Origin of the sequence: Mitsuaria chitosanitabida ATCC BAA-476 = NBRC 102408, assembly GCF_001598255.1 — a bacterium.
Taxonomy (GTDB): domain Bacteria; phylum Pseudomonadota; class Gammaproteobacteria; order Burkholderiales; family Burkholderiaceae_C; genus Roseateles; species Roseateles chitosanitabidus.
This window is the reverse complement of record NZ_BCYP01000042.1, coordinates 66,054-72,979: the sequence shown is the minus strand read 5'-3', so window position 1 is coordinate 72,979 and position 6,926 is coordinate 66,054. Positions and strand designations below refer to the sequence as shown.

Genomic DNA, 6,926 nt, shown 5'->3' with positions numbered 1-6,926 from the left:
TCTGATGTCGGCTTCGGCTTCGGCTTCGGCTTCGGCTTCGCGCTCTGCCTCTGCCTCTGCCTCTGCCTCTGCCTCTGCCTCTGCCTCTGCGCCGTCGTCCCCGGCCGACGTCTCGGATGGCGCGATCGGGCTATCCCATCTGCAGGTCGGCGTGCTTGCGCTCGGCGATTCGACCTATGCGCACTTCTGCGGCTTCGGCCGCACGCTCGACGCCTGGCTCCGCGAGCGCGGGGCGCAGCCGCTCTTCGAGCGCATCGACGTCGACCGCGCCGACCCGCAGGCCCTCGCGCATTGGCGCCAAGGTCTGAGCCACTTCGCCGGGACCGCCGATCTCGCCGAGTGGGAGGCGCCCGTCTTCACCCCATGGCGCCTGAGCGCGCGCCGCCATCTCAATCCCGGCAGCCAAGGCGGGCCGGTGTTCCACCTCGAACTGCTGCCGGTCGACGGCGCGCCGTTGCCGAGCTGGGAGGCGGGCGACCTGGTGCAGGTCGAGATCGCGTCGTCGAGCTGGGAGGCGGGCGCGGGCATTGCCACGTCCGGTGACGCCGCCGAATCCGCCAGGGCGGGTCCAGGGAGCGCGACGGACGACGACGCGCACCGGCCGCGCGAGTACACGATCGCGTCCTTGCCGTCGGACGGACGCGTCGAGCTGATGGTGCGCCGGACGACGCGCGAGGACGGCTCGCCGGGGCTCGCCTCGGGATGGCTGACGGAGCGCCTGCCGCTCGACGGGCGCGTCGCGCTGCGACTGCGGCCGCATGCGAGCTTCCGCATCGGCGCCAACGCCGATCGTCCGCTGATCCTGATCGGCAACGGCACGGGGCTGGCCGGTCTGCGCGCGCATCTGAAGGCGCGCGCCGCGGCGCGCGTGACGACGCCACCTTCCGGATCGACGATGGCCACGACCGGCACGACCGGCACGACCGGCACGACCGGCACGACCGGCACGACCGGCACGACCGGCACGACCGGCACGACCGGCACGACCGCCGCGACGAGTGCGACCCCGATGCGCGCCGTGATCCCGCCGGCGTGGCTGCTCTTCGGCGAGCGGCAGTCGGCGCACGATGCCCACTACCGCGACGAGATCGAGGCCTGGCAACGCGACGGCCTGATCGCTCAGGCGGACTGGGCTTTCTCGCGTGACCAGTCGGAGCGCGTCCACGTGCAGCATCTGCTCGCGCGCCACGCGCCGCGACTGCGCGCGTGGATCGCCGATGGCGCCGCGCTCTACGTCTGCGGCAGCCTGCAAGGCATGGCCGGCGCCGTCGACGCGGTCTTGAGGGAAACCCTCGGTGAGGCCGAGGTGGACGGCCTCATCCGCCACGGCCGCTACCGCCGCGACGTCTACTGATCGACGCGCCGACGCGTCGATCGCCGCGTCCTCGACGCGACGATGAGCCCTCGATTCCCGCAGCGACGGGCCCCTCCGACGACGCATCGGCGGCGGTGCCGATGAGCACGGCGCCCGCGGCCCGCGAGCGTCGCGCAGCCGCCGATCACGCGCCAACACGCGTCGACTGATGCGCGCCTGCGACAAAGCAGGGGTTCGGCGTTGACTTCCGGGAGGTTTTCACTCTCGTGGAGCCTTCTCAATGAAGAAGGTGCGCAGTACCATTGCCCGCGCAGGGTGCCAACGAGTACCGAAGGCGTCAGACCTTCACCAGTGCCCCGCACATCAACAACCCTTGATGGAGAGAATCGAAATGGCAACTGCGAAGAAGGCCGCGCCCGCCAAGAAGGCGGCGGCTCCTGCGAAGAAGGCGGCCCCGGCAAAGAAGGCCGCCGCTCCGGCGAAGAAGGCGGCGGCACCGGCGAAGAAGGCCGCTCCCGCGAAGAAGGCGGCGGCTCCTGCGAAGAAGGCCGCCGCGCCCGCGAAGAAGCGCACCCCCAACGCCGCCTTCATGAAGGCCCTGACCCCCAGCCCCGCGCTGGCCGCGATCGTCGGCGACAAGCCGCTGCCGCGCACCGACGTGGTGAAGAAGGTCTGGGAATACATCAAGAAGCACAAGCTGCAGGACGAGGCTCAGAAGCGCGTCATCAACGCCGACGCCAAGCTGAAGGAAATCTTCGGCAAGGCCAAGGCCGACATGTTCGAGATGACCCGGCTCATCAACAGCCACCTGAAGGATTGATCGCGGCGGGCCCACCGGCCCGCTTCGCGTTCAGGACAAGGCCCGCCACGCGCGGGCTTTTTTGCGTCCGTCGCTCAGAGACGCTCGAGCGCCGCGCGCAGCTGGCGCACGTCGATCGGCTTGAGCCAGTAGTCCTGGAAGCCCATCGCGCGGGCGCGCTGGCGCTGGTCGTCCATCACGTCGGCGGACAGCGCGATGCAGCGCAGCCGGGTCAGGCGCTCGTCGGCGCGCAGCTTCTCCATCAGCTGCAGCCCGTTCATGTCGGGCAGGTTCATGTCCATCAGGACCAGCGTGGGCATCACGCGAGGGAGCATCTCCAGCGCCTGCGCGCCGGTCTCGGCGATGTGCAGCGTCCAGTCGGGCATGAGGCGGAACACCTCTTCCATCAGCACGATGTTGATGCGGTCGTCCTCGACATAGAGGACGTGGCGGGACGAATCGGCGGTGGACGACATGGCGAGCGACGGCTGGGGAGAGCGCACGATACCAGCGAAATCCGGGCGATGTCAGCGTTGTCCCTGCCGGCATTGACGGCTCCGGATCGTGACGCGCTCGACGTGTTCGACCTCGTCGCGCGCCGTGCGGAGTCCGGCCCATCGGTATCCATTCGTGCGAACTGTGATGACCGCGTGACAAAAACCACGGCCCGCGACACCCCTGGCTGAGGGGGCCGGCGCCGGGGCAGGGCCTCCCGCTTCCTACACTGCCGGCACGTCCCGACACATCCGCAACGGATGGTCACGAGGACGGCATCGGCAAGGCCTGACCCCGACGGGTCCGGCGCCGGACAACAGAGATTCAAGATGTCGTTGGTGGCCACGATCGCGCTGGCTGCGTCCACCGTGACGCTGCCGAACTGTTCCTGGGACAAGCCCGGGGTGAACCCCTTCATGGGCGACCTGGTCGCGGCCGTCGATCGCTACAAGGACATCCCGGCGGCGACCCGCGACAAGCTCAAGGCCCGCATGCAGGCGCGCCAGTACGACGAGATCGTCGACATCCATCGCGACACCATCGTCGGCCGCTACGACTACGGCAGCGACATCCGCGACATGCACTTCGGCGCCGGCTCGGTCTGCAAGACCGTGTCGCGGAGCAAGTGGAGCGACCAGATGCTGGAACGCGGTCTGGTCTATTGCGAGGATGGCCAGTGCATCCTGGTGCCGACGGTGTGCCGCAACGTGAGCCGCATCTCGCGTGGCCCGCTCAAGCCGGCCGCCGGTGGCGGTCCGCCGACCGCCAAGGGCGAGGACGAACCGCTGATGTTCGAGCCGCCGGCCGCGGGTGCGCCCGATGCCGGCGCCGTCGCGCCGGGCAGCTTCGCCCGCGCGGCGGGCTTGCCGACGGCGAGTTCGGGCGAGAGCCTCATCACGCCGCCGGGCGCCAGCAGCGGTGGATCCGGTGGCATCGGCCCCGGCCCGAGCGTGGGCGGGCCCGGCATCATCACCCTGCCCCAGCTGCCGCAAGGCGGTGGCGGCGGCATCATCGTCCCGCCGGTGACCGGCGTGCCGGAGCCTCGGACCTGGTTGCTGTTCGCGCTCGGCCTCGGCGCGCTGGCCCTCGTCGCGAAGCGCCGCCTGGGCGCCTGACTGCCCCGGGCGGCGCGCCATCGAGCCCGCCAGGGTCCCTTTTCTCCATGTCCCCCGCCCGCTCCGCGGGCTCGTCCTGATACTTCCGAAAAGGGACCCTGGCCGTCTCGATGCGGGAGAGCGAGAACCTACTCGTGGTTCCTGGCGACTAGCCGCGCGCGAGCAGCGGCTTCAGGTAGCGCCCGGTGAAACTGGCCTCGCACTCGGCGACGGTCTCGGGCGTGCCGGCGACCAGCAGCTGGCCGCCACCCGATCCGCCCTCGGGACCCATGTCGATCAGCCAGTCCGCCGTCTTGATGACGTCCAGGTTGTGCTCGATGATCACGATGGTGTTGCCGGCGTCGCGCAGCTGGTGCAGCACCTTGAGCAGCAGCGCGATGTCGGCGAAGTGCAGACCCGTCGTGGGCTCGTCCAGGATGTAGAGCGTGCGGCCGGTGTCGCGCTTGGACAGCTCCAGCGCCAGCTTCACGCGCTGCGCCTCGCCGCCGGAGAGCGTGGTCGCGCTCTGCCCCAGCTTCACGTAGCCCAGGCCCACGTCCATCAGCGTCTGCAGCTTGCGCGCCAGCGTCGGCACCGCGCTGAAGAACGCGAGCGCGTCCTCCACCGTCAGCCCCAGCACCTCCGAGATGTTCTTGCCCTTGTAGAGCACCTCCAGCGTCTCGCGGTTGTAGCGCTTGCCGCCGCAGGTGTCGCAGGGGACGTAGACGTCCGGCAGGAAGTGCATCTCCACCTTCAGCACGCCGTCGCCCTGGCAGGACTCGCAGCGGCCGCCGGCCACGTTGAAGCTGAAGCGGCCCGCGCCGTAGCCGCGCTCGCGCGCGGTGGGCATCTCGGCGAAGAGCTCGCGGATGGGCGTGAACAGACCGGTGTAGGTCGCCGGGTTCGAGCGCGGCGTGCGGCCGATGGGGGATTGGTCGACGTTGATGACCTTGTCGAAGGCGTCCATGCCCTCGATCTCGTCGTGCTCGGCCGGCTCGGCGTGGCTCTGGTAGAGCTTGCGCGCGACGGCCGCGTAGAGCGTGTCGTTCACCAGCGTGCTCTTGCCGGAACCGGAGACACCGGTCACGCAGGTCAGCAGCCCGACCGGGAACTCGACGGTCACGCCCTTGAGGTTGTTGCCGCGCGCGTTGACGATCTTGAGCGTGCGCGGGTCCGCGCTGTCGCTCAGCGCATGGCGCTGCCTGGGCACCTCGATGCGCTCGACGCCGCTCAGGTAGCGGCCGGTCGACGACTCGAGGTTGGCCGCGACCTCCTCCGGCGTGCCCTGCGCCATGATGCGGCCGCCGTGCACGCCGGCGCCCGGCCCCAGGTCCAGCACGTGGTCGGCGGCGCGGATCGCGTCCTCGTCATGCTCGACGACCAGCACCGAGTTGCCCAGGTCGCGCAGCCGACGCAGCGTGGCGATGAGGCGGTCGTTGTCGCGCTGGTGCAGGCCGATGCTGGGCTCGTCCAGCACGTACATCACGCCGGTCAGGCCCGAGCCGATCTGCGACGCCAGCCGGATGCGCTGCGCCTCTCCGCCCGACAGCGTGTCGGCGCTGCGGTCCAGGCTCAGGTAGTTCAGGCCGACGTCGTTGAGGAAGTGCAGGCGTGAGGCGATCTCGCGGATCACCTTGTCGGCGATCTCCGCCTTCGCGCCCTTGAGCTTGAGGCCCTCGAAGTACTGCAGCGCCTCGCGCAGCGTGGCGTGCTCGACCTCGTAGATCGGCTTGCCGCGTTCGCCCTCGACCGCGTCGGCCGGTTGCAGCAGCACGTTGCGTGCCTCGCGACGCAGGCGCGAGCCCTCGCAATGCGGGCAGGGCTTGGCGCTCTGGTAGCGGGAGAGCTCCTCGCGCACGGCCGAGGAATCGGTCTCGCGGAAGCGGCGCGTGAGGTTGGGCAGGATGCCCTCGAACGGATGCGAGCGCTTGACGCTGCGCTTGCGGCCGTTGGCGCCCTCGGCCTCGTAGGTGAAGCTGATCTCGTCCTCGCCGGAGCCCTGGAGCAGCACGGTGCGGGCCTGCTCGGGCAGCTCCTCGAACGGGAGCTCGATGTCGAAGTCGTAGTGCTTGGCCACCGACTCCAGCATGGAGAAGGTATAGGCGTTGCGGCGGTCCCAGCCCTTGACCGCGCCGCTGGCCAGGCTCAGCGACGGGAAGGCGACCACGCGCTCGGGATCGAAGACGGTGACCTGGCCCAGGCCCTCGCACGAGGGGCAGGCGCCCACGGGGGAGTTGAACGAGAACAGCCGCGGTTCCAGCTCCGGCAGCGAATAGCTGCAGATCGGGCACGCGAACTTGCTGGAGTAGACGGTCTCCGTCTCGCGGTCCATGTCGAGCACCAGCGCGCGTCCCTCCGCCAGGCGCAACGCGGCCTCGAAGCTCTCGGCCAGGCGCTGGCGCAGCGTGTCGGCGCTGTCGTGGCGCAGCTTGACGCGGTCCACGACCACGTCGATGTCGTGCTTCTCGGCCTTCTTCAGCGCGGGCAGGTCGGGGACCTCGACGGTCTTGCCGTCGATGCGGAAGCGCACGTAGCCCTGGGCCTGCAGGTCCTGGAAGAGCTCGATGAACTCGCCCTTGCGGTCGCGCACGACGGGGGCCAGCACCATCAGCCGCGACTCGTCCGGCATGGCCAGCACGGCGTCGACCATCTGGCCGACGCTCTGCGCTTCCAGCGGCAGCTGGTGGTCGGGGCAGAAGGGCGTGCCGGCGCGGGCGTAGAGCAGGCGCAGGTAGTCGTGGATCTCGGTGACCGTGCCGACGGTCGAGCGCGGGTTGTGGCTGGTGGCCTTCTGCTCGATGGAGATCGCCGGGGACAGGCCCTCGATGACGTCGACCTCGGGCTTGTCCATCAGTTGCAGGAACTGGCGCGCGTAGGCGGACAGGCTCTCGACGTAGCGGCGCTGGCCCTCGGCGTACAGCGTATCGAAGGCGAGGGAGGACTTGCCCGAGCCCGACAGGCCGGTGATGACGACCAACTGGTTGCGCGGGAGGTCGACGTCGATGTTCTTGAGGTTGTGGGTACGGGCGCCGCGCACGCGGATCATGGGTTGCTCGGCCGGTCCGCGCTGGATCGCCTGGCCCAGATAGGTGCCCTGCGCGCCGGTCGGGGCGTCGAGGGGGGCGTCGTGGGGAGGCGTGGCGGGGGTGGACATGGCGGAGCGGCGTCGGGACTGCGGAGGCGAACTCGCGATGATAGGCCCCCGCCATTGATCGCGCGCGGG

Annotated in this window: 5 protein-coding genes; 3 read left to right on the top strand and 2 right to left on the bottom strand. The window is 70.1% G+C overall.

The window, feature by feature from the left end; translation table 11 throughout:
• The first annotated feature begins 4 nt into the window (after positions 1–4).
• Together MCHT01_RS27685 and MCHT01_RS24665 are read left to right on the top strand one after the other, a co-directional pair.
• Complete coding sequence (locus MCHT01_RS27685) at positions 5–1,354, top strand: flavodoxin domain-containing protein (RefSeq protein ID WP_439956186.1); 1,350 nt, start codon at positions 5–7, stop codon at positions 1,352–1,354.
• 352 nt (positions 1,355–1,706) lie between these two features.
• Positions 1,707–2,135 carry an SWIB/MDM2 domain-containing protein gene (locus tag MCHT01_RS24665; protein WP_067070216.1) on the top strand — a complete coding sequence of 143 codons (429 nt, stop codon included), beginning with the start codon at positions 1,707–1,709 and terminating at the stop codon, positions 2,133–2,135.
• A gap of 74 nt (positions 2,136–2,209) precedes the next feature.
• Here MCHT01_RS24665 and MCHT01_RS24660 read toward each other — a convergent pair whose 3' ends face one another.
• Positions 2,210–2,590 carry a response regulator gene (locus MCHT01_RS24660; protein WP_067070214.1) on the bottom strand — a complete coding sequence of 127 codons (381 nt, stop codon included), beginning with the start codon at positions 2,588–2,590 and terminating at the stop codon, positions 2,210–2,212.
• 348 nt (positions 2,591–2,938) lie between these two features.
• Between MCHT01_RS24660 and MCHT01_RS24655 the strand changes: the two genes are divergently transcribed.
• Positions 2,939–3,724, top strand: a complete 786-nt coding sequence (locus MCHT01_RS24655; protein ID WP_169806205.1) for an MHFG family PEP-CTERM protein — start codon at positions 2,939–2,941, stop codon at positions 3,722–3,724.
• A gap of 148 nt (positions 3,725–3,872) precedes the next feature.
• On the opposite strand, the gene uvrA is transcribed toward MCHT01_RS24655, so the two are convergent.
• On the bottom strand, positions 3,873–6,857 hold the full coding sequence (uvrA, locus tag MCHT01_RS24650) for an excinuclease ABC subunit UvrA (RefSeq protein WP_084453327.1): 2,985 nt from the start codon (positions 6,855–6,857) through the stop codon (positions 3,873–3,875).
• Positions 6,858–6,926 lie beyond the last annotated feature (69 nt).

Bases quoted from the DNA above. Each gene is read 5' to 3' on its own strand.
- MCHT01_RS24660 (WP_067070214.1), bottom strand. From the start codon at position 2,590: ATGTCGTCCACCGCCGATTCGTCCCGCCACGTCCTCTATGTCGAGGAC.
- uvrA (WP_084453327.1), bottom strand. From the start codon at position 6,857: ATGTCCACCCCCGCCACGCCTCCCCACGACGCCCCCCTCGACGCCCCG.
- MCHT01_RS24655 (WP_169806205.1), top strand. From the start codon at position 2,939: ATGTCGTTGGTGGCCACGATCGCGCTGGCTGCGTCCACCGTGACGCTG.
- MCHT01_RS27685 (WP_439956186.1), top strand. From the start codon at position 5: ATGTCGGCTTCGGCTTCGGCTTCGGCTTCGGCTTCGCGCTCTGCCTCT.
- MCHT01_RS24665 (WP_067070216.1), top strand. From the start codon at position 1,707: ATGGCAACTGCGAAGAAGGCCGCGCCCGCCAAGAAGGCGGCGGCTCCT.